The sequence below is a fragment of the Dietzia sp. SYD-A1 genome (assembly GCF_015356725.1).
Classification (GTDB): Bacteria; Actinomycetota; Actinomycetes; order Mycobacteriales; family Mycobacteriaceae; genus Dietzia.
Genome location: NZ_JADDKI010000086.1, coordinates 1 through 3,007, shown reverse-complemented (window position 1 = coordinate 3,007; position 3,007 = coordinate 1). Strand labels below are relative to the sequence as shown.

The 3,007-nt window shown below is 69.1% G+C and carries 2 protein-coding genes and 1 tRNA gene; 1 reads left to right on the top strand and 2 read right to left on the bottom strand.

Annotation, left to right across the window (positions count from 1 at the left end; translation table 11 throughout):
* Window positions 1–113: 113 nt before the first annotated feature.
* Window positions 114–186 (bottom strand) — tRNA-Lys (locus tag IY392_RS04490).
* Window positions 187–389: 203 nt separating this feature from the next.
* Here IY392_RS04490 and IY392_RS04485 point away from each other — a divergent pair.
* The gene (locus IY392_RS04485) at window positions 390–1,619 is read left to right on the top strand and encodes an Ig-like domain-containing protein (RefSeq protein ID WP_194860616.1); all 1,230 of its coding nucleotides are present in this window, start codon (window positions 390–392) and stop codon (window positions 1,617–1,619) included.
* Window positions 1,620–1,633: 14 nt separating this feature from the next.
* Here the strand turns inward: IY392_RS04485 and IY392_RS04480 are convergent, their stop codons facing one another.
* A complete protein-coding gene (locus tag IY392_RS04480; RefSeq protein ID WP_107756020.1) occupies window positions 1,634–2,869 on the bottom strand; it encodes a cation:proton antiporter in 1,236 nt (411 codons plus the stop codon).
* Window positions 2,870–3,007 lie beyond the last annotated feature (138 nt).

The following is a 3,007-nucleotide window of genomic DNA, read 5'->3' as shown; positions in this document are numbered from 1 at the left end:
TCCCCGCACCGGGCCTGAGTCGGCGCGCCCGGCCCGCTCACCGCGCCGGGCCCGCTCACCGGAACCACGACGACGAGAGGCCCTCCCCGACCGGGGAGGGCCTCTCGCTTCTGTGCGCCATCAGGGACTCGAACCCCGAACCCGCTGATTAAGAGTCAGCTGCTCTGCCAATTGAGCTAATGGCGCCCGCGTGGTGCGAGAGAAACAGTAACAGGGCCCCGCCGTCAACACGAAATCGCCTGGTCAGGGCGGGGGTAGACGGGCCAGGAGGCGGTGATCCTTTATCAATTCGATATGAAATGCAGTGGCGGACGCATGCATACTTGTGAAGACATCCCTCTGGCTCAGTTCATGGTCTGAAGGGACATGACGCTCGGAAGGGGCCATTAGTGAACGTGCGCCACACGGATCGGACCAGACGCCGGGCCCGCGCCCGGTCGAGATCCCGGATCGCGCTGGCCGCCGTGTTCGCGGGCTCCCTCGTGTTGACAGGGTGCACCATCGGGTCAGGGGGAGCGGACGGCGGCCAGGTCGCCGAGGCCCCCGCGGAGCCGTCCGCGGTGATCGACGTCTCCGTGGAGGACGGGTCGCTCGACGCCAACCCCGCGGAGCCGGTGGTGCTCACCGCCAGAGACGGCCGTTTCGATTCGGTGGTCATGCGCAACCCGGAGGGCGTGCAGGTCCAGGGAGAGTTCAACCCGGATCTCACCGAGTGGCGGACCACCGAAGACCTTGGGTACAGCCGCGAGTACACGCTGGAATCCACCGCGACCGACGACGCCGGTCTGGTCACCCGGAGCACCGTCACGTTCAGCACCGTCACTCCCCGTGTCCTCACCGCCGCGTATCTCACGACGGGTCAGGGTGCGACGGTGGGCATCGGACAACCCGTGGCGGTGATGTTCGACGAGCCGATCGCGGACCGTCGCGCGGCGCAGGACAACATCCACATCCGGACCGAGCCAGAGGTGGAGGGTGCTTTCTACTGGGTGTCCAACCAGGAGGTCCGGTGGCGTCCGGCCGAGTACTGGGCGCCGGGAACCACGATCGACGTCGACGTGGACATCTACGGCAAGGACCTGGGCGGCGGGATGTACGGCCAGGAGAACGTGCGCAGCGATTTCCAGATCGGTGACGCGGTCATCTCCCGGGTCGACGACTCGACCAAGCAGATCGTGGTCGAGCGCAACGGCGAGGTGATCAAGACCATGCCCACCTCGATGGGCAAGGCCGACACGCCGACGCCGAACGGCACGTACGTGATCGGGGAGAAGTTGGCCTCCATGGTGATGGACTCCTCGACCTACGGCGTTCCGGTCGACTCGCCGGACGGCTACCGCACCCCGGTGCAGTACGCCACGCGGATGTCGTACAGCGGCATCTTCGTCCACGCCGCGCCGTGGTCCGTCTGGGCCCAGGGCAGCCAGAACGTCAGCCACGGGTGCCTCAACGTCACCACGGCCGATGCGAAGTGGTTCTACGACAACGCCAAGCGGGGCGACATCTTCGAGGTCTCCGGCACGGTCGGCCCGACGCTGCCGGGGTGGGACGGTCTGGGTGACTGGAACATCCCGTGGGAGACCTGGAAGGCCGGGAACGCGGACGCGGGCACCGCCTGACGTGCGCAGCACCCTCAGCAGGAGTGATCGGCGGCCCGGTCGTCGCGTCGACCGGCGGCTCTGAACACCGCACGACCGGGAGCCGCGGTAACGCCGTGGGCGAGGGTGCTGGCCACCACGATGAGGGTGCCCACGCCGAGCAGCAGCGAATCCGGACCCGCCCGGGACGCCTCCTCGGTCAGGTAGAACACCGCCGCGACGCCGACCGGACCGAACCAGCCGAGGAACGCGGCATCGCGAACGCGCAGTCCGAGGGGGCGCATGAGGGCGAGAAGCACCGGCGGACGCCGGAGTACGAGCACCGCGACGGTGAGCAAAACCGCTCCCCACCCCAACCGCGCCCACTCCGCCCACGGCAGCATCGCCCCCAGGGCCAGGAAGAACGGTAGGACCGCGAACTGGTTGATCGCCTCGTCGATCTCCACCTCCACCCGCCTCTCGTTTCCGGCACTGGTCAGGTTGAAGGCCAGTCCCGAGACGAACGCGGCGAACACCCCGTTGACTCCCAGCAGGCCCGAGCAGCCCAGGACCAGGAGGGCCAACAGCAGGGTGAACATGAGAATCGGGCCGTTCTCGGCGGCGTCGTGGCGCTCCGAGAAATGGAGGGCCTTGGCCGCCGCCACCCCGGCGAGAACACCCAACGCCAGGGCCCCGAGAATCTGCCAGCCGATCTCCAGGGCGGCCTGCCCGGCGGTGAGCGGGGTCGCCACGGCGAGCGCGATCACGACGAGAGGAAGGGCCAATCCGTCGTTCGCCCCCGATTCGAGTGAGAGCAGCTGCCGGTCGTCTTCGGGCAGGTCCCGCTCGGCGGCGTCGCCGGTCACCGCCGCGGAGGACAGAACGGGGTCCGTGGGGCAGATCGCGGTGCCGAAGAGCAACGCCACCGCGATGGGGATGCCCAGCGCCCAGATCGCCAGACCGGTGGAGATGAGCGCCATCGCCGGCATCACCACCAGCAGCAGGAGGGCCAGACGCCGCCAGTGACGTCGTATCGCCGAGAAGGGATAACGCAGCGCCACACCCATCACGGAGACGGCGAGAAGGATCTCCGCGCCGCGATGGAGCGTCGAGGGGTCGGCGACGATGTCGGGGACGTCGAGAACCCCGGCGACCGCCGGCCCCAGGACGATGCCGACCCCGAGCGCAATGAGGGGCTCCGACACGGGCCACCGGTGGAGTCGCGCGGACACCGCGACGATCACGACGCCGAGCGCGCCGACCGTCGCGAGCAACAGATCGAGTGTGGACACGTGGCCTCCAGGTCAGTCCGGTCCACCGGAACCCTAGGCAACCCCGGGCGGCCGCGCCATCGGTCCCTCTACTCCCGCGGCGGGCCTCGCCGACGGAGCGGCGGGCCACTCCGAGGGAGCGGCGGGCCTCGCCGACGG